Genomic DNA, 17,521 nt, shown 5'->3' on the forward strand with positions numbered 1-17,521 from the left:
GGAAATCCGTCCCCCGACCGGCCGGGCACACGACCACCCGCTCGGCAGGACGCCGCGCGCCGCCGTACCGGGCGGGTCTCGTCGACCGTCGTGACCCTCGGTGTGGTGAGCTTCCTGACGGATGTCTCGTCCGAGGCGGTCACCGCGATCCTGCCGCTTTACGTCACGGCGGCGCTCGGCCTGTCCGTGGTCGCGTACGGCGTGGTCGACGGCCTCGTGCAGGGCGCCGGCGCGCTGGTCCGGGTGGCCGGCGGCTGGGCCGCCGACCGTACCGACCGGCCCAAGTGGGTCGCCGCCGTCGGCTACGGGCTGTCCGCCCTGACCCGGGTCGGCCTGCTGTTCGCCGCGGGACTGCCCGCCATCGCGAGCCTGGTCGTCACGGACCGCGTGGGCAAGGGCATCCGCACGGCCCCGCGCGACGCCCTGATCGCGGCGTCGGCCAACCCGCGCAACCTCGGGCGCTCCTTCGGCGTGCACCGGGCCCTGGACACGGCGGGGGCCGCTCTCGGCCCGCTGCTCGCGTTCATCGTGCTCTGGGCCATCCCGGACGGGTACACCACGGTCTTCGTGATCTCGCTGGGCGCCGCGGTGCTCGGCGTCGGCGCCCTCGTGCTCCTGGTCCCCGACCTGCGGCCCCGGCAGGCGGCCTGGCTGAAGACCCACCGCACCCGCGAGACCCGCGGGCTGCCCAAGTGCAAGGGCTGCACGTGCGACGCGCCCGGCGGCCTGGAGCTCGCCGGACGGCCGTTCTCGTGGAGCTTCCTGCGCGGCGGCGCCACGGTGCGCCTCCTCGTCGTCGCCGGGCTGCTCGGCCTGCTGACCGTGGGCGACGGGTTCGTCTACCTCGCCCTGCAGGACCGGGACGGGTTCGCGACCCAGTGGTTCCCGCTCCTGTACGTCGGCACGAACGCCGTCTACATGCTGCTCGCGGTGCCGGTGGGCCGGTTCGCCGACCGCGTCGGCCGCGGGCGCGTCCTGGTCTGGGGGCACCTGCTGCTCGCGGCCGCCTACGCCTGCGCGGCCGCTCCGTTCGCGGGCGCGACGACGACGGTGGTCGCCCTGGTCCTGCTCGGCGCCTTCTACGCCGCGACGGACGGCGTCCTGTCGGCCCTGACCAGCGCGCTGGTCCCCGCGGCGGTGCGCGGCACGGCGATCGGCACGGCGCAGACGGTCACGGCCGTCGCCCGGATGGTCGCCTCCGCCGGGTTCGGCGTGCTCTGGTACGCGACGGGCCGGACCGACGCGCTGTGGATCGCGACGGCGGCGCTCGTGATCGCCCTCCCGGTCTGCGCCTTCCTGCTGCGGAAGTCGCCCGCATGAGCCCCCACGCGACCCGCTGGACGGGGTTCGGCCTGCTCACCGCCGTCGTCCTGGCCGGCACGGGCTGGTACGTCACGACCGAGGTCGTGCGCGCGCAGGCCGACCAGGCCGCGCCGAGCCAGGTCGAGGTGGCCGACGACGTGCTCGACGGCCCGCACGTCCTGTTCCGGGGCACCGAGCCCGGCGAGCTGTACGGCCGCGTGTCCGCCGTCGCGCTGGACGACCTCGCGGGGCCCCGCGAGGTGACGCCGGCCGTGTGCGACCGGGTGGACACCGACGGCGAGACGACCGTGTGCCTGCACACCAAGCGCGGCGTCGTCACGTCCTACGCGGCCGAGGTGCTCGACGACGCGTGGCAGACCACGGCGAGCTGGCCCCTGCCCGGCATCCCGAGCCGCACCCGGCTGTCGCCGGAGGGCCTCGTGGCCACCACCTCGTTCGTGACGGGCCACTCCTACGCCGCCACGGGCTTCTCCACGGAGACGACCGTGCACCGCGCCGACGGCTCGGACGTGTCCGGCAACCTCGAGGACTTCACGCTGCTGGTCGACGGCGAGCGCATCGCCCCCGTCGACCGGAACGTGTGGGGCGTGACCTTCGCCGACGAGACCACCTTCTACGCCACGGTCCAGTCGCAGTCGCTGGGCCGCACGTGGCTCGCGCGCGGCGACCTGGACGAACGCACCCTGGTCACGCTGCTCGACGGCGTGGAGTGCCCCTCCCTGTCGCCGGACGGCACCCGTCTGGCCTTCAAGCACGACGCCCGCGAGCCGGGCGCCGCGACTCCGCACTGGACCCCGGCGGTGCTCGACCTCGACACGATGGAGACCACCGTGCTCGACGGCGAGGAGCGCAACGTGGACGACCAGATCGCCTGGCTCGACGACGCGACGCTGCTCTACGGGCTGCCCCGCGCCGACGAGCCCGGCACCACCGACGTCTGGGCCCTGCCCGCGGACGGCGCGACCGCACCGGTCGTCGCCATCCCGCAGGCCTGGTCCCCGAGCGTGGTCAGGGGATGACACCATGCGCACGACCCGCACCCGCAGGAGCAGTACCCGCCCGATGACACCGGCCCCCGGCCGGCCCGCCGCGTCGCCGCGGCTCGCCCCGCGGCACGCCGTGCCGCTCGCGACCGCCCCGCTGCTGGCCGCGGTCCTCGCGCTGACCGGCTGCACGGCCTCGCCGTCCGCGGCCGGACCGGACGAGGCGGCGCAGGGGCCGGGTGCGACGACGTCGTCGTCCCCCGAGCCGAGCGCCACCGGCTCCGGCGCGCCGGACGACGGCGCGACCACGCCGACCGCCCCGCCCTCGGCGGAGGCGGAGGTGGACCCCCAGGAGGACGGGCAGACCGTGCCCATGCCGGACGGCGGCAGCGGCGGGCAGAGCGGCGGCGACGGCAGCGAGCTCGCCCCGCCCGCCACGTCCGGGAAGGCGGGCGCCTCGCCCGGCGAGCGCGTCGCCCAGATCCCCGCGGCCGGCCGGATGAGCCGCTCCCAGCGGACCGGCGACGGTTCGGGCCTGGTGGCCCAGTTCCCCGCCGACGTCGTGCGGGTGCCGGACGACGCCACCGTCGACACCAGCTCGGTGACCGGGCAGGGCGGACGGTTCCAGGTGGCCCTCGACGTCACCACGAAGGACGGCTGCACCGACGTGCTGCTCGGCTACCGCTCGTGGTTCACGACCGGGGGCTTCGCCGAGACCGGCACCACCGCCGGCCCCGAGCGCACCACCGTGACCCTGGAGCGGGACGACGGCACCGTCGTGCTGGTGGCCTCCCCGAAGCGCAAGGGCTGCGACGTCGAGCTGCTGGCCACGCTGACGGCCGGCTGACCGGCCCGGGCGCGTTGAGCCGCCCGCCACCCGAGACGCACGAAGCGGCGCCGTCCTCCCGGAGGAGGACGGCGCCGCTCTGTGTGTCTGTCAGCTCGGTGTCAGCGCCTCAGCCCTGGGTCACTGGGCGACGAACACGGGGTCGACCCAGTACCCGGTGCTGAGCCACGAGTACTGCGGGAACCCGCCGCCGTAGGCGTACCGTCCGGCGTCCACCGGGGCGGTCAGCGGCCCGACGGTCCGCGCCTGCGCGAAGTACCCCTGCCCGGCCGCGTACCGGCCCTGCGGCGCGAGGTACGACACCACGTACGTGGTCCCCGCGGTGACCGGGACCGGCTGCGCGAGCTGGACCGTCTGCCAGCCCTCCGCCCCGCCCGACGGCCCCACGGCGGACGCCAGGGCCGTCCCGGAGGCCGACCACACCGTCACCGTGTGCGGCCCGGTGTTGCCCGGGCCCCGGTAGAACCGCACCGCCGTGATCGAGCCGGCCCGGTCGGCGGAGAACTGGGTGCCCAGCTCCACGGCCGCGCCGTCGTCGGCGGCCGCGATCGGAGGTACCGCGCTGCCGAAGACGAAGCACGGGCACGAGCCCGCGGCCGCCTGCGTGGTGAACGTCCACGTCGCAGGGCCGACCGTGACGCCCGCCGCGGTCTTCCCGGTGAAGGACGCCGTGTAGGTGGCGCCCGCGGTGAGGTCGCTGGTGATCGCCAGCGTCGCCGTCGCGCCGTTCCGGGTGAGCGTCCCGGCGACGGCCTGGCCGCCGGGTCCGGCCAGGGTGAGCGTGGTCCCCGAGGCGAGGGCCTCCGAGGCGGTCACCGACACGTCGGTGTCCACCGGCACGTCGACGGCGGCGGCCGACGGCGTCCGCGACACGATCGTCGGGGTGGACGCGGCGGGCTCGAACTGGACGTCGACGAGGTAGGCGGTCGAGACCGCCGTCGTCGGGCGCCCGGTGCCGTAGGTGTAGACGCCGGCGTTCTGCGGCGTGCTCAGCTTCCCGACGGTCCGCGCGGCCCCGAGCCCGCCGAGCGTCGCCGGGTAGGCGCCGGACGGCGCCCGGTAGCTCACCGTGTACTCCTGGCCCGCCGTGACGTCGACCGGGGTGTCGAACACGACCTCCTGCCAGCCCTGCGCCACCGGGTCGGTGATCGTCGCCTGGGCGAGCTGCCCGGAGGGGCCCCAGAGGGTCGCCACGAACGGACCCTCCATCTGCGTCGACTTCCAGAACTGCATCCCGGAGACCTTGCCGGCCGCGGTCGGGGAGAACCGGGTGCCCAGCACCACGGCGTCCGGGTCCGCCGCGGCGGTGATGTCCGGCACCACGGTGTCGTCGTACAGGCCGCACGGGCACACGGTCGACGGCGGCCGCACGGTGCGGAAGCTCCAGGTGCCACCCTCGGACACGGGGAGCCCGTCGACCGACTGCGCGGTGACCGTCACCGTGTGCTCCACGAAGCCGGCCCACGCGGCGGACGGCGTGAAGGTGGCGGTGCGGGTCGGCGCGTCGTAGGAGACCGTGCCGGGCACCGTGGCACCCGCGGCGTCCTTGACCACGACGCCGATCGAGGAGGCGACGACGTTCTTGGAGAAGGAGGCGCGCACCGGGGCGTTCAGCGGCACGCTCACCTCCTTGGCCACGGGGGCCCGCGTGGCGACACGCAGCGCCGAGTTGTCCGTCGCCGTGAACACCGGGTCCACGTAGTAGGCGGAGTTGTCCCACGACTCGGTGGGGACGGTGCCCGGCGCGCCGTACAGGCCCGCGGGCGCGGCCCCGAACCCGCCCTCGACGGTGATCGGGCCGGCGGAGCGGCCCTTCGACTGGAAGGCCCAGGGGGTCGAGACGTAGTTGCCGTTGGGCGCGGTGTACGAGACCACGTACTTCTGCCCCGCGAGGACGGGGACGGGCGTGGTGAACGACGCCGTCTGCCACCCGGTGGCCGACTCCCCCGAGAACTGCACGCGGGCGAGCTGGGCGCCGGCGGCGCTCCACAGCGTGCCCTGGTGCACCCCGGTGTTGCCGGCGGCCTTGTAGAAGCGGACGCCGCTGACGTAGCCGTCGTCGGCCGCGGTGAAGCGCAGGCCGAGCTCGACCGCGGACGAGTCGTCGGCGGCCCCGTTCGGAGGCGGCCCGTCGCCGAAGACGTTGCACGGGCAGGCGACCTGCACGTTGCGGCTGACGGCGGTGCCGATGTTGGCGCTGTCGTCGGTCGCCCGCGCCCGCAGCTCGACGGTGCCGGTCCCGAACACCTGACCGGTGTACGTCCAGCTCGCGCGCCCGTTCGCGGGGTGCCAGGTGCCGCCGCCGTCGAGCGAGACCTCCACGCCGGCCACGCGGCCGCCGGTGTCGGACGCCGTGCCGCTCACCGTGACCCGGGAGCCGCCGCCGACCTGGGTCTGCGCGGCGGGGCTGGTGATCTGGGTCGTCGGCGCCGTGGTGTCCGTGGACTTCGTCGCCGGCGTGATGCCGGAGGCGAGCGTGTCCGGCTGGACGCCCATGTCCGCGAGCAGGTTCACGGTGGCCTGGCGCATCCGGGAGTCGGCCGGGGCGCCGTTCCCGTCGTGCGTCTGGTCCAGGCCCCACGCCCACTGGACGGTGCCGGCCGAGAACACGAGCGCGCCGCTGGCCGCCTTGTACATGGTGATGGTGTGCGTGGTCGTGCCGGCCGCCACCACGTTGCCGAAGTCCTGCAGGTACTCGGGTACCTCGCCGACGGTCTTCGACATGCGGATCAGGCCCGGTGGCCGCGACCCGTTGTCGAGGTCCTCGTTGGACTCGTACCCGACGGTGTGCTGCGCCAGCGCCTGGGACGTCCCGGCGGGCAGGGCGTCGAGCCCGGTGTTCCGCCAGATCCGCAGGTCGCCCTCCTCCGCTGGGACGGTGACCGGCAGGTCGGAGTAGTTGGTCGTGTAGAGGGTGCCGATGAGCGCGTTCTCGGGGCGGCCCGCGCCGGCCGACGTGCCGGCGTACCGGGGGTCGCGCCAGGTCCCGGTCCACTCGCTGGACGGGTCGATCTTGGCGTTGCCCCACGTCTCCTTGTACGAGACCAGGGTGCGGTAGCTCGTCGACGGGCCGGCCGTCGAGGGCTCCCAGCGCGTGCGCCAGTACACGTCGTTGCCGGCGAAGAAGGCGAGGTGCACGCCGGCGTCCCTGGCCTGCTCGACGGCGGCCCGCTGCGGGCCCGACCAGTACTCGTCGTGCCCCACCGAGAGGAACGTCTTGTGGTTGAGCAGGCGGGCGCCGTCGCGGCTGGTGTCGGCCCCCGCGATGTACGTGACGTCGTAGCCGTTCTGCTCCAGGAAGCGCACCATCGCGTACTCGGAGCTGAAGTAGAAGTCGCGGCCGCGCTCCAGGCCGCGGGTCGCGAACGGGCGGTTGTAGCTGAGCTTGTACGCGCGGTTGTTGGCGCCGCCCGAGTAGAAGCTGGAACCGCCGTACGTGTTGTAGGCCTGCCAGGTGGTGTCCGCGGTCTGGAAGACCATGTCGGAGGTGGAGCCGTCGTCGCGCACGACGAACGTGATGTGGCTCTGGCCGCCGTTGTCCGTCCGCGTCAGGAGGGCGACGTAGACGCCGGACACGGCCGTCGCCGGGACGTTCCAGCCCGCCGAGACGGCCCAGCTCCCGCAGTCGACCAGCTCGGTGGTCACGTCCCAGCCGCACTCCGGCTGGTTCTGCGGCAGGGTCCCGCTCGGCGTGACCGAGTCGATCTTGCGGGCGCCCAGGCCCTGGTACCAACCGGTGCGGTAGATGTCGACCGTGTAGTTCCGGGCGTCGGTGTCGATCTTGAAGTCGACCCGGTTGCCGGCGTCGGTGCTCATCTGGGTCGCGAAGCCCTGGATGCTGGGATCGCCGGCGCCCTCGATGTCCCAGACCTGGGGAGAGGTGCCGGGCTTCGAGTTCTCGCAGACGATCGGGTTGCCTCCGGGAGCGCAGGGCTCGGCGGTCGCCGCGGGTGCCACCGTCAGCAGTGCTGAGGAGACCGCGAGGACGGCGACGACGAAGGCCGCCAGAGGACGACGGCCCTGGCGGACCCGGTGTGACGAAAGTGCGAAGGTGCTGCCCACATCGACACCCTAGGAGCGCAGATACCCGTTACGTCGTGTCGAAACGGGATGATCACCCCCGGTTCACCCGGTCCCGAAAGGCCCGGCAGAACGTGTCAGACCCCCAGGTCACGGGAGGGACCTGGGGGTCTGACAGGTGAGCGGGATCAGGCCTTGGCGACGTGGAACTTGCCCTGGGCCGCGAGCAGACCCTCGGTGAGCAGCATCTCGACGGCGTCGGCGGCGTCGTCCACCAGGATCGGCAGGTCCTTCTTCTCCGTGCCGCTGAAGTCGCGGAGCACGTAGTCGGCGGTGTCCATGCGGCCGGGCGGGCGGCCCACGCCGACGCGCACCCGGTGGTACTCCTTGGTGCCGAGCGCCTTGGTGGTGTCGCGCAGGCCGTTGTGGCCGCCCTCGCCGCCGCCGACCTTGAGCTTGATGGTGTCGAAGGGGATGTCCACCTCGTCGTGCACCATGACCACGTGGTCGGGCTCGATGTCGTAGTACTTGGCGAGCGCGCTGACGGGGCCGCCGGACGTGTTCATGTACGTGGTCGGCTTGGCCAGGATCACCCGGGGGCCCGGCGCCCCGCCGGGCAGCACCCCGAGCCGCGCCTCCGCGACGACGGCCTGGGCCCGCGCGTGCTTGGAGAAGCGCGCGCCGGTGCGCTCGGCCAGCAGGTCCAGCACCATCTGCCCCACGTTGTGCCGGTTGCCGGCGTACTTGGGGCCGGGGTTGCCGAGCCCGACGACGAGCCAGGGCCGGTCGCTCATGTCACGTTCCTTTCACCAGGACGGGCCGAGGTGGAACCCGCGCCGCGCACGATCCTCTCGTGCGCGCGCCAGGAAGTTCCACCTCGGCCCGGTACGTCCGGCTCAGGCCGGGACGCTGTGGCTCGCTGGAGGGGCTCAGGCCTCCGAGGACGACTCCGTGGCCGAAGCGGCGGACGCCGCCGACTCCTCGGCCTCGTCCGGGCTGGCCTCGCCGCGCGGCTCGGTGACGAGCACGACGACGGCGTTCGGGTCGGTGAGCAGCGTCGAGCCCTCCGGCAGGGTGACCTCGCCGGCGTGCACCTGCGCGCCGTTCTCCAGGCCCTCGATGGAGACCTCGACCGACTCGGGCAGGTGCGTGGCCTCGGCCTCGACCGACAGGGTCTGCTCCTCGACCAGGTGGATGGTGCCCGGGGCCGACTCGCCCACGATGTTCACGGTGACGTCGACCGTGATCTTCTCGCCGGCGCGCACGACCTGCAGGTCGATGTGCTCGATGATGTTGCGGACCGGGTCGCGCTGGATGTCCTTGGCGACGGCCAGCTGGCCCTTGCCGTCCAGCTCGATGGAGAGCAGGACGTTGGTCTGGCGCAGGGCCAGCATCGACTCGTGGCCCGGCAGGGTCACGTGCACCGGGTCGGTGCCGTGCCCGTACAGGACGGCGGGGATCTTGTTGTCGCGGCGGATGCGGCGGGCCGCGCCCTTGCCGAACTCGGTGCGGGACTCGGCGGCGAGCTTGATCTCGGCCATGGGAACTCACTCCTGGAAGGTCTGTGTGTGCAACTCGAAGATGGCGGCTGCGTCGGCGCGGGACACGTGACGGGCGCGGAGCGGGCACGTGGGGCGAGGTGCAGGAGGAGAACTCCGCCGCGGGCCGCCGACGGCCGCCCAGTCGATCACGGACGCCGACCGCGTAGCTTGCGGGATCTGGTCCCGCCGCGGCCGTCAGGCGTCCCTCGCCGAGGCAACCTGACTACTGTACCCGCTCGTCGGCCCGGTCCGCACCGAGAGGCGGTGTGACGCCGATCCCCGGCTGCGTGCGCCGGGGCTTGTAGACGACCTGCACGTGGAAGACGAACCGCAGCAGGAACGCGACGACGAGCGTCACCGCCTGCACCAGGACGGGCCACATGCCCGTGTGCTCGACCAGCCACCACAGCACGGGCAGGCGGATCGCCGCCTCGGTGCCGTTGAACGCGAAGGAGTGCGCGAACCGCGTCCAGACGCCGCGTCCCTCGTTGCGCAGGTCGCGGAACACGAACCGCTCCTGCAGCAGGAAGTTGATCAGGATCGTCACGACGGCGGAGATCACCGCGGCCTGCACGTAGTGCACGCTCAAGGCGGTGAGCAGCCACAGGATGAGCACGTTGAGCACGGCGCCGAAGCCGCCGATGATCGCGAACCGCGACATCCGACCGAACCGCAGCGCCGCGAGCTGCTCGAGGTAGCGCAGGCCGGTCTTGAAGGTCGCCTTGGAGTGCCCCGCGTACCGCTCGCCGAAGACGAACGGCTCCTCGCCGACGGCCAGGGTGTTGCGTGCGAGCAGCTCCAGCAGGATCTTGAAGCCCCGCGGGTGCAGGGCGTCGAGGTCCAGGCTCCCCACGCGGGCGGCGAAGAAGCCCGTGAGCGGGTCGGTGACGTTCCGCAGCCGCACCGGGAACATGGAGCGCGCGAGCAGGGCGGAGGCGATCGAGACGCCGTGCCGCCACCAGCCGTCCAGGCCCCCGGCGTCGCCGTCGCCCGTGTAGCGGGAGGCGACCACCAGGTCGAGGCCGGACTCCCGGCCGCGCGTCACGAGCGCGGGCACCAGCTCGGGCGGGTGCTGCAGGTCGCCGTCCATCACCACGGCCCACTCGGTGGTCACGGTGCGCAGGCCGGCCACGACGGCGCCGCTCAGCCCGCCCTCCGGCTTCTCCCGGTGCAGCAGCCGCACCCGGACGGGCGCGGCGGCCGCGACCTCGCGGATGCGGTCGGGGGTGTCGTCGGTCGAGTCGTCGACGAAGAGGATCTCGGCGAGCTCGGGCGCCCCCACCGGGGCGGGACCGCCCTCGGGTCCGTTCGGGGCGCCGGAGCGGCGACCGTCGTCGGGCAGCACGCCGAACGCGGCACAGAGCCGCTCGGTGAGCGCGGCGACGTTGGGTCCCTCGTTGAACGTGGGGACCACGACGGTGACGGTCACTGACCCTCCCAGATCGATGTCAAGACACGGTCCTCCGTTGACCGGGTCTGAGTCAAGTGCCCCGCTCGGCGGTGCGGATCAGGAGTTGCCGTCGAACAGCGAGGTCACAGAGCCGTCGGAGTGCACCTCGTTGATCGCGGAGGCCAGCAGCGGCGCGATCGAGAGCACCTTGAGGTTGTCGAACCGGCGGTCGTCCTCGATCGGCAGGGTGTCGGTCACGACGACCTCGCGCGCCCCGCACTCGGTGAGCCGCTGCGCGGCCGGTCCGGACAGCACGCCGTGCGTCGCCGCGACGGTCACGGACTTGGCGCCCGCGGCCATGATCACCTTGACGGCCTCGGCGATGGTGCCGCCGGTGTCGATCAGGTCGTCCACCAGCACGCAGTCCCGGCCCTGGACGTCGCCCACGACGCGGTTGGCCACGGACTGGTTGGGCCGCGTGACGTCGCGCGTCTTGTGCACGAACGCCAGCGGGCCGCCGCCGAGCTTCGACGCCCAGATCTCGGCGACGCGGATGCGGCCGGCGTCAGGCGACACGACGGTGACGTTCTCGACGTCGACGCGCGTTCGCACGTAGTCGACCAGGATCGGCATGGCCCACAGGTGGTCCACGGGCCCGTCGAAGAAGCCCTGGATCTGCGCGGTGTGCAGGTCCACGCTCATCAGGCGGTCCGCGCCCGCCGTCTTGAACATGTCCGCGATGAGACGGGCCGAGATCGGCTCGCGGCCGCGGCTCTTCTTGTCCTGCCGGGCGTAGCCGAAGAACGGCGCGACCACGGTGACCGAGTGCGCCGAGGCGCGCTTGGCGGCGTCGACCATGAGCAGCTGCTCCATGATCCACTGGTTGACCGGCATGGTGTGCGACTGGAGCAGGAACAGGTCCATGCCGCGCACCGAGTCGCTGAAGCGGACGTAGGTCTCGCTGTTCGCGAAGTCGTAGGCGGACACGCCCAGGAGGTCAATGCCCAGCTCCTTCGCGACGTTCTTCGCCAGCTCGGGATGCGCTCGGCCCGCCGCCAGGACGAGCGGGTGGCGGTTGGGTCCGGGAACGGTGCTGGACATCAGTGCGACTTTCCTTCCTCGTCGGCCCCGGGAGCTGGGGCCTGGTCGGCCGGGACGGCCTGGCTGGCCGCGGCCTGCGGGGCCGTGGGGGCCCCGGCTGCGTTCTGCTGGGCAAGCTGACGCTGTGCCTGGTCACCGAGGCCCGACGGCGCGTTGGCGGACGCCGCGGCGTCCGCCGCCGCCGTACCGGGCCGACGGCGGCCGACCCAGCCCTCGATGTTGCGCTGCTGCCCGGCCGTGACGCCGAGCGCGCCCGCGGGCACGTCGCGGCGGATCACGGACCCGGCAGCCGTGTAGGCGCCGTCACCCACGGTCACGGGTGCGACGAACATGTTGTCTGCGCCCGTGCGCGCGTGCGAGCCGATCACGGTGCGGTGCTTGTGCACGCCGTCGTAGTTGACGGTGACCGACGCCGCGCCGATGTTGGTGTGCTCGCCGATCACGGCGTCACCGACGTAGGAGAGGTGCGGCACCTTGCTGCCCTCGCCGATCTCGGCGTTCTTGGTCTCGACGAACGTGCCGATCTTGCCCTTGCGGCCCAGGCTCGTGCCGGGGCGCAGGTACGCGAACGGGCCGACGGAGGCGCCCTCGCCGATCACGGCGAGCGACCCGTGCGTGCGGATCACCGTGGCGCCGGGACCGACCTCGACGTCGGTCAGCGTCGTGTCCGGGCCGATCGTGGCGCCGGTGGCGACCACGGTGGCGCCCTGGAGCTGCGTGTTGGGCAGGAGCGTGACGTCGGGCGCGAGCTCGACGTCGACGTCGATCCACGTCGTCGCCGGGTCCTGCACGGTCACGCCGGCGCGCTGCCACTCCTCGACGATACGGCGGTTCATCTCGCGGGCGAGGACGGAGAGCGCCACGCGGTCGTTGACGCCCTCGACCAGCATGGGGTCGTCGGCGAGCAGCGCGCGGACGTGCAGGCCCTCGGAGCGGGCGAACGCGACGACGTCGGTCAGGTAGACCTCGCCCTGCGCGTTCTTGCTGTCCAGCCCGCTCAGCCCGCTGCGCAGCGTGGCGGCGTCGAACACGTAGACCGACGAGTTGATCTCCCGGATGCCGAGCTGGTCCGCGCTCGCGTCCTTGTGCTCGACGATCTCGAGCACGTCGCCCGTGTCCTTCTCGCGGACGATCCGGCCGTAGCCGGTCGCGTCGGCGACCTCGGTGGTGAGCACCGTGACGGCGTTGCCGTCCGCGTGGTGCGCCGTCAGGAGCTGGCCGAGCGTGGCGCCGTCGAGCAGCGGCACGTCGCCCGCCACGACGACGACCGGACCCTCGATGCCGTCGCCCACGACCTCGCCGTCGGCCAGGCCCGCCGCGGCGGACGCAGCCTGGGCCTTGGAGTCGAGCGCCGCGAGCGCGCACTGCACGGCGCGGCCGGTGCCGGGGATGTCGTCCTGGTCCACGAGGATCGCGGCCGGGTCGAGCCGGCCGACGGCCTCGGCGACGAGGTCGCGCTCGTGCCGGACCACCACGGCGACCTGCCCGGGCTCGAGCTCACGGGCCGCGGCCAGCGCGTGCCCCACCATCGGCTTGCCGCCGAGCGGGTGGAGGATCTTCGGCAGCGCTGACTTCATGCGGGTGCCCTGGCCGGCGGCGAGGACGATCACTGCTGCCGGCTGAGGTGTCTCGGTCACGAGTGCTCCGATCGGTGGGTTCGTCAGATCCGGATGGCTCCGCCCCCAGGATTCGAACCTGGACTAAAGGCACCAAAAACCTCTGTGCTGCCGATTACACCAAGGCGGACCGGGCGCGCGCGAGGCTCCGTCGTGACCCGAAGCGGGCGTGTGCCACCGTCGCACGTCCGTGAACAGTCTGCCAGGTCCCGGGGCATGCCCCATGCCGGAGGCGTGGAGTCGTCAGCCACATCCCCGGCCCGGCACCTCGCCCGCGACACGCCCGGAACGGCCGCTCGGGCACAATGAACCCCATGGCCGCCGAAAACCGACGTACCCATCGACCTCGCATGACGGCCAGCCAGCGGCGTGAGCAGCTGCTCACGGTCAGCCGCGGCCTGTTCGCCCAGAAGGGCTTCGAGGGCACCAGCGTGGAGGAGATCGCGGCCCGCGCCGAGGTGTCCAAGCCCGTGGTCTACGAGCACTTCGGCGGCAAGGAGGGCATCTACGCCGTGGTCGTGGACCGCGAGGTGCAGGCCCTGACCCACGCCCTGACCGGGGCGCTCGGCTCCGGCGGGCACCCGAAGGTGCTGCTGGAGCGGACGGCGCTCGCCCTCCTGGACTACATCGAGTCGTCGGAGGACGGTTTCCGCATCCTCGTGCGCGACTCCCCCGTCGCCCAGGCGACCGGCACGTTCTCCAGCCTGATCGGCGACGTCGCCACCCAGGTCGAGGCGATCCTGGAGCCGCAGTTCCGGCAGAACGGGCTGGACACCAAGGCCGCCCCGCTCTACGCGCAGATGCTGGTCGGGATGATCGCGCTGACGGGCCAGTACTGGCTGGACGCGCGGAGCCCGAAGAAGACCGAGGTCGCGGCCCACCTGGTGAACCTGGCGTGGAACGGCCTGCACAACATCGAGAAGAAGCCGACCCTGACCAGAACGACGCGCTGACGCGGGCTCGCCCCGGGCTGTGCTGACCGGGTGTCAATACGACCGGCGAATTGCCGCAGACCAGTGAAATGCCCGGAGCCGTCAAGTCAGTTTGCGCGGAGGCAACAATGTCTGCGCGGGCGCAAATGAACGAACACCTCCTGCGTTGTTCCGCAGGAGGTGTTCGCTTTGGCTGGGGATGTTGCTTACGCCGTCAGAGCGGCGTACTTCCTGCTCAGAAACCCAGGAGGACGCGGATCTGCGCCAGCGTGATGCCGAGGGAGTCGAGCAGGGTCGAGACGATGTCAACAACAGACATGTGCTTTTCCTTCCGGAAAACGGGAATCACAGGATGATCACCTGTGAGCGGAACAGTGTTCGCGTTCCATACGCTAAGCACACGACCCGGACTCTGCAACGGGAAATGGATATTCACGCTTAATGAGCACCCTGTTTCACCCTGTGATATTGAGGGTGAAACTGAGCCGTCATCCGCCATGAAGCGGACATATTCCTGAACGAAAGTCAGTGGCCTGCAGGGCCTGGAGGCGGACCGCCAGCCCAACAGGCAGCACAGCATCCAGCGCCATAGAGTTCATGCACGAGAAGGCGAGCCCCAAGATTCCGGGGCTCGCCTTCGTGCATCCACAACGACAGGAAGCCCGTGCGGCCGACCGACTCCAACCCCCACAAACCGGATCCCCAGACCGTTGATGAGTTACCGCGGCGTGCCCACGTCTTCATCGACGAGTCGAAATCCCGTGGTTACCTCATGGCAGCTGCCTTCGTTCATCCCAAACACCTGCAGTCCCTACGCCGAGCGCTGCGCCAGCTCCGACCCCGCGGACGGCGCAGCGTCCACTTCAACGGCGCGCGGGACGAGCTACGCCATGCCGTCCTGGACGTCTTGACCGCACACGAGGTCACGGCAATGGTGGTTCTGTCCACGGGGCGGCGCGGGCTGCAACAACGGGAGATGTGCGTCCGGAAGCTCGCGCAGTGCTGTGCCGCGGCGGAGGCCGGTGTGGTCGTCCTCGATCTCGACGAGAGCGTCGTCAGCAAGGACCGCAGGTGGTTGTACGAGGAGCTGCACAAGAGCGAGACCCGCTACGACCATCTGCATCGTCATGAGGAACCTTTGCTCTGGGCCGCTGACGCGGTCGCCTGGGCATGGCAGCGGGCCGGCTCCTGGCGCGATCGCGTGCGGCCCCTGGTCACCCGGCTGCACGAGGTGTCCTGACAGCGCAAAGCCCGGGCCACCCACCTGAAGGGTAGGCTCCCGGGCTCACTTCTCAGGGCTAGTGCCCGTCGCACCAGCCATCATACGGCTGTCCGTGCCCTCAGCAAGTACATCGGACGATCTAGGCTGCCGCGCGTGACGTCTTCCGAGCAGCTCGCGGCCGTCCGTGCCGACTACGACGACAAGGCCGAGGCCTACACCGCGTTCATCGGCGAGGCGTTCGGCGGCCAGCCCCTGAACCACGTCATGGTCGGGGCGTTCGCCGATCTGGTCCGGCAGTCCGGCGGCGGGCAGGTGGCCGACGTCGGCTGCGGGCCCGGGCACGTGACCGCCTACCTGCGGGACCGGGGCGTCGACGCGTTCGGCGTCGACCTGTCGCCGCGGCTCGTGGCGGCCGCACGCGAGGCGAGCCCGGGGGTGCGGTTCGACGTCGGCGACATGAACGACATGGGCGCGCTCGGCGTCGGGGCCGGCAGCCTCGCCGGGGTGCTGGCGAACTACTCCGTGATCCACACCCCGCCGGACGCGCTCCCGGCGACGCTCGCCGAGCTCGCCCGCGTGCTCGCCCCCGGGGGCCACCTCCTGCTGTCGTTCCAGGCGCTCGACGCCGCGGACGCCGTCGCGCCCGACGCCGCACCCGGCGCCGCAGAGACAGCCGAGCCCTTCGACCACAAGGTGTCGCCCGCCTGGCGATACTCGCCCGACCACGTCGCCGGGCTGCTCGGCCTCAGCGGCGTGACCGAGGTCGCCCGCTTGATCATCGCGCCCGGCGAGGACCCGGCGCGCGGGTTCCCGCAGGCGCACCTCCTGGGCCGCCGGGCGGCCTGAGGCCCACCAGGCCGACGCTCACCGGCCGCCCCTCACCGGCTGACCCTCACCACGCAGCGAGCAGCAGCTCCTCCACGGCGTCGGCCGTGACCGGCCGCGGGTTCGGGTAGGGCGCGGCCGCGACCCGTTCGGCCACCTCGCGCAGCGCGGTGCGGTGCAGGCCCAGCGCGCCGAGCGTCGTCGGGCCGTCGTGCCGGGCCGCGAGCGCTGCCACGGCGTCGGCCGGGTCGCCGTCGGCGACGCGCCGCAACCGGGCGGCGGCGTCGGGGGCGGCGGCCAGGTCGAAGCGCATGACGTGCGGCAGCAGCAGGGTGTGCAGCTCCGCGTGCGGCAGGCCGTAGGTGCCGCCGAGCACGTGCGCGAGCTGGTGGTGCAGCCCCATCCGGGCCTGCGCGAGGCAGGCGCCCGCCAGCCAGGCGGCCTCCTGGAGCCGGGCCCGCGCGTCGACGTCGGACAGCCGGTCCAGGACGGCGGGGAGCGCGGACAGGATGCCGTCCGCGGCCTCGACCCCGTAGGCGCGGGTCGCCGCGCTCGCCTCGGCGTCCCACAGCGCCTCGACGGCGTGCGCGAGCGCGTTCACCGCGGACGTGAGCGTGAGCCCGTGGGGCATGGTGAGCGTGAGCTCGGGGTCGTAGACGACGGTGCCGGGGGCGAACGCCGGGTCGCGCCGGGTCGTCTTGACGCCGTCCTCGGTCTCCCCGAGCACGGGCGTGGCCTCCGACCCGGCGTAGGTGGTGGGCACGGCGACCTGCGGCATGCCGGTGCGGATCGCGAGCGCCTTGGAGAGCCCGATCGCCGACCCGCCGCCGATCGCGACGAGCGCGTCCGCGCGCACCTCGCGGGCCAGCGCCAGCGCCTCGGCGGTCACCTCGACGGGCGTGTGCTGGGCCGGGCGGCCGAAGGTCGCGGCGTGCCGCTCCCCCAGGCCGGTGGCCAGGTCCTGCGCGGTCTCGGCGGACGACGGCGCCGCCACCACCAGGACCCGCTGCGCCCCGAGCCGTTCGATCTCGTCCGGCACGACGGCTCGTGCCCCGGCGCCCTGCAGCACCCGGCCGGCGTACACCTCGTGCACCCTGATGTCTGTTCCCACGAGGCATGAGCCTACGGTCGTCACGGCGTCGCCGACCATGGCCCGCGCCCACGTGTCCTGTCGAGATTCTTGATATCGAGACATCCGGTAGCCTCACGCCATGGAGCACACAGGTCCCGCCGACGAGGTCGACCGCATCGTCGCCGCGTGGAACCACGTGCGCCCGGACCTCGACCTCGAGCCGCTGACGGTGTTCAGCCGGGTGTCCCGCCTGGCCCGGCACCTCGATCTCGCGCGCCGCACCGCGTTCGCGCGGCACAGCCTGGAGACGTGGGAGTTCGACGTGCTCTCGGCGCTGCGCCGCGCCGGCGAGCCCTACCGGCTGTCGCCCGGCACGCTCGTCACGCAGACCCTGGTGACCAGCGGCACCATGACCAACCGGATCGACCGGCTGGAGTCGCGCGGGTTCGTGCAGCGGCACCGCTCCCCCGACGACCGCCGCGGCGTGCTGGTCGAGCTCACCGACGAGGGTCTGGCCCGGGTCGACGCCGCGATGAGCGACCTGCTCGACATCGAGGCCAAGGTGCTGACCGCCCTGTCCCCGGGCGAGCGCCCGCAGCTGGCTGCCTTGCTCCGCACGGTCACAGCGCAGTTCGACGACTGAGCAGAG

Annotated in this window: 15 protein-coding genes and 1 tRNA gene; 7 read left to right on the plus strand and 9 right to left on the minus strand. The window is 72.6% G+C overall.

The features are described from left to right. The first annotated feature begins 105 nt into the window (after nucleotides 1–105). Genes FHX71_RS20450 through FHX71_RS20460 form a run of 3 tightly spaced genes read left to right on the plus strand, consistent with a single transcriptional unit; the run spans nucleotide 106 to nucleotide 3,153 of the window. Nucleotides 106–1,320, plus strand: a complete 1,215-nt coding sequence (locus tag FHX71_RS20450; RefSeq protein WP_312877153.1) for an MFS transporter — start codon at nucleotides 106–108, stop codon at nucleotides 1,318–1,320. Further along, a complete protein-coding gene (locus tag FHX71_RS20455) occupies nucleotides 1,317–2,342 on the plus strand; it encodes a hypothetical protein (RefSeq protein ID WP_182619287.1) in 1,026 nt (341 codons plus the stop codon). The genes FHX71_RS20450 and FHX71_RS20455 overlap by 4 nt, the downstream gene beginning before the upstream one ends. A gap of 4 nt (nucleotides 2,343–2,346) precedes the next feature. After that, entirely contained in the window at nucleotides 2,347–3,153 is an 807-nt protein-coding gene (locus tag FHX71_RS20460; protein WP_182619288.1) for a hypothetical protein, read from the plus strand. Between the two features lie 120 nt (nucleotides 3,154–3,273). Here FHX71_RS20460 and FHX71_RS30165 read toward each other — a convergent pair whose 3' ends face one another. The 7 genes from FHX71_RS30165 to FHX71_RS20495 form a co-directional block, all read right to left on the minus strand. Next, the gene (locus FHX71_RS30165; RefSeq protein WP_182619289.1) at nucleotides 3,274–7,215 is read right to left on the minus strand and encodes a DUF4082 domain-containing protein; all 3,942 of its coding nucleotides are present in this window, start codon (nucleotides 7,213–7,215) and stop codon (nucleotides 3,274–3,276) included. A gap of 146 nt (nucleotides 7,216–7,361) precedes the next feature. Continuing rightward, nucleotides 7,362–7,967, minus strand: coding sequence for an aminoacyl-tRNA hydrolase (gene pth, locus FHX71_RS20470; protein ID WP_182619290.1), 606 nt, complete (start codon nucleotides 7,965–7,967; stop codon nucleotides 7,362–7,364). Between the two features lie 135 nt (nucleotides 7,968–8,102). Continuing rightward, nucleotides 8,103–8,714, minus strand: coding sequence for a 50S ribosomal protein L25/general stress protein Ctc (locus FHX71_RS20475; RefSeq protein WP_182619291.1), 612 nt, complete (start codon nucleotides 8,712–8,714; stop codon nucleotides 8,103–8,105). Nucleotides 8,715–8,937: 223 nt separating this feature from the next. Further along, nucleotides 8,938–10,143, minus strand: coding sequence for a glycosyltransferase (locus FHX71_RS20480; RefSeq protein WP_182619292.1), 1,206 nt, complete (start codon nucleotides 10,141–10,143; stop codon nucleotides 8,938–8,940). 78 nt (nucleotides 10,144–10,221) lie between these two features. Continuing rightward, nucleotides 10,222–11,205, minus strand: a complete 984-nt coding sequence (locus tag FHX71_RS20485) for a ribose-phosphate diphosphokinase (RefSeq protein WP_182619293.1) — start codon at nucleotides 11,203–11,205, stop codon at nucleotides 10,222–10,224. Continuing rightward, entirely contained in the window at nucleotides 11,205–12,842 is a 1,638-nt protein-coding gene (gene glmU, locus FHX71_RS20490; RefSeq protein ID WP_182619294.1) for a bifunctional UDP-N-acetylglucosamine diphosphorylase/glucosamine-1-phosphate N-acetyltransferase GlmU, read from the minus strand. Before glmU ends, FHX71_RS20485 begins: the two co-directional genes overlap by 1 nt. Before the next feature lie 34 nt (nucleotides 12,843–12,876). After that, nucleotides 12,877–12,951: transfer RNA gene (locus FHX71_RS20495), tRNA-Gln, on the minus strand. Between the two features lie 220 nt (nucleotides 12,952–13,171). Between FHX71_RS20495 and FHX71_RS20500 the strand changes: the two genes are divergently transcribed. Beyond that, nucleotides 13,172–13,774: a TetR/AcrR family transcriptional regulator gene (locus FHX71_RS20500; RefSeq protein WP_220490220.1), complete on the plus strand. Its 603-nt coding sequence runs from the start codon at nucleotides 13,172–13,174 to the stop codon at nucleotides 13,772–13,774. Between the two features lie 214 nt (nucleotides 13,775–13,988). On the opposite strand, the gene FHX71_RS20505 is transcribed toward FHX71_RS20500, so the two are convergent. Further along, the gene (locus tag FHX71_RS20505) at nucleotides 13,989–14,189 is read right to left on the minus strand and encodes a hypothetical protein (RefSeq protein ID WP_182619296.1); all 201 of its coding nucleotides are present in this window, start codon (nucleotides 14,187–14,189) and stop codon (nucleotides 13,989–13,991) included. A 228-nt stretch (nucleotides 14,190–14,417) separates the two neighbouring features. On the opposite strand from FHX71_RS20505, the gene FHX71_RS20510 reads away from it, so the two are divergent. Together FHX71_RS20510 and FHX71_RS20515 are read left to right on the plus strand one after the other, a co-directional pair. Then, on the plus strand, nucleotides 14,418–14,993 hold the full coding sequence (locus tag FHX71_RS20510) for a DUF3800 domain-containing protein (RefSeq protein WP_182619297.1): 576 nt from the start codon (nucleotides 14,418–14,420) through the stop codon (nucleotides 14,991–14,993). Between the two features lie 135 nt (nucleotides 14,994–15,128). Beyond that, nucleotides 15,129–15,821 carry a class I SAM-dependent methyltransferase gene (locus FHX71_RS20515; RefSeq protein WP_182619298.1) on the plus strand — a complete coding sequence of 231 codons (693 nt, stop codon included), beginning with the start codon at nucleotides 15,129–15,131 and terminating at the stop codon, nucleotides 15,819–15,821. Nucleotides 15,822–15,867: 46 nt separating this feature from the next. On the opposite strand, the gene FHX71_RS20520 is transcribed toward FHX71_RS20515, so the two are convergent. Further along, nucleotides 15,868–16,911: a maleylacetate reductase gene (locus tag FHX71_RS20520; RefSeq protein ID WP_312877154.1), complete on the minus strand. Its 1,044-nt coding sequence runs from the start codon at nucleotides 16,909–16,911 to the stop codon at nucleotides 15,868–15,870. A 100-nt stretch (nucleotides 16,912–17,011) separates the two neighbouring features. Between FHX71_RS20520 and FHX71_RS20525 the strand changes: the two genes are divergently transcribed. Then, complete coding sequence (locus FHX71_RS20525; protein ID WP_182619300.1) at nucleotides 17,012–17,515, plus strand: MarR family winged helix-turn-helix transcriptional regulator; 504 nt, start codon at nucleotides 17,012–17,014, stop codon at nucleotides 17,513–17,515. The last annotated feature ends 6 nt before the right edge of the window (nucleotides 17,516–17,521 follow it).

It is taken from the genome of Promicromonospora sukumoe, from assembly GCF_014137995.1.
GTDB lineage: Bacteria > Actinomycetota > Actinomycetes > Actinomycetales > Cellulomonadaceae > Promicromonospora > Promicromonospora sukumoe.

Excerpts from the sequence above, each read along its gene's own strand:
- pth (WP_182619290.1), bottom strand. The coding sequence starts at position 7,967 with ATGAGCGACCGGCCCTGGCTCGTCGTCGGGCTCGGCAACCCCGGCCCC.
- FHX71_RS20485 (WP_182619293.1), bottom strand. The coding sequence starts at position 11,205 with ATGTCCAGCACCGTTCCCGGACCCAACCGCCACCCGCTCGTCCTGGCG.
- FHX71_RS20460 (WP_182619288.1), top strand. The coding sequence starts at position 2,347 with ATGCGCACGACCCGCACCCGCAGGAGCAGTACCCGCCCGATGACACCG.
- FHX71_RS20500 (WP_220490220.1), top strand. The coding sequence starts at position 13,172 with ATGACGGCCAGCCAGCGGCGTGAGCAGCTGCTCACGGTCAGCCGCGGC.
- FHX71_RS20455 (WP_182619287.1), top strand. The coding sequence starts at position 1,317 with ATGAGCCCCCACGCGACCCGCTGGACGGGGTTCGGCCTGCTCACCGCC.
- FHX71_RS20525 (WP_182619300.1), top strand. The coding sequence starts at position 17,012 with ATGGAGCACACAGGTCCCGCCGACGAGGTCGACCGCATCGTCGCCGCG.
- FHX71_RS20475 (WP_182619291.1), bottom strand. The coding sequence starts at position 8,714 with ATGGCCGAGATCAAGCTCGCCGCCGAGTCCCGCACCGAGTTCGGCAAG.